Source organism: Protofrankia sp. CiP1_Cm_nod4, from assembly GCF_982290645.1.
Genome location: NZ_CEVIVC010000048.1, coordinates 34,789 through 35,365, shown reverse-complemented (window position 1 = coordinate 35,365; position 577 = coordinate 34,789).

The following is a 577-nucleotide window of genomic DNA, read 5'->3' as shown; positions in this document are numbered from 1 at the left end:
TCGGCCTGGTGCAGACGAGCACCGTCAGCGTCGCCACCGAGTGGGCCGGCATGCGGCTTGCCGCTCCCAAGTCCCAACGGGTCCGGCACCGCTAGCCGTCCGCCAGGGCGCTGGCCGTCCACCAGGGCGGGCCCCCCTCAACCGGGAGGACAGGGGGCCTCAACCGGGAGGACGAGGACGGGTGGCCGGTGTCGCCGTGCGCCGTGGGCATCCCCGCCGGGCGGTCTCGCGGCGGCCGGTACTCGGCCGGTGGGTGCCCACCGCCGAGTGCCGGCCATCGGAGAAGACCGACGCGAGTGTGCTGGTGGGTACACCCACCGGGCCGGAAGGCGTACCCGCCGGCACACTTGCCCCGATCGTGCCCGGACGGGCGGTCGCGGACGCCGTTCAGACCGCCCGCCCGGGAGGACATGGTCTCCCATCCGGGCGGACGGCCGCGGACGCGGTCCCCGCCGTGTTGGCCGGCGGGGCTGTATGGCCGTCCCGCCGTGTGGCCATCCCTCCGTGCGCCTCCGTGCGCCTCCGTGCGCCTGGCCGGCGAGCCAGGCGCACGTACAGGCTCGTCCAGGCGTACAGG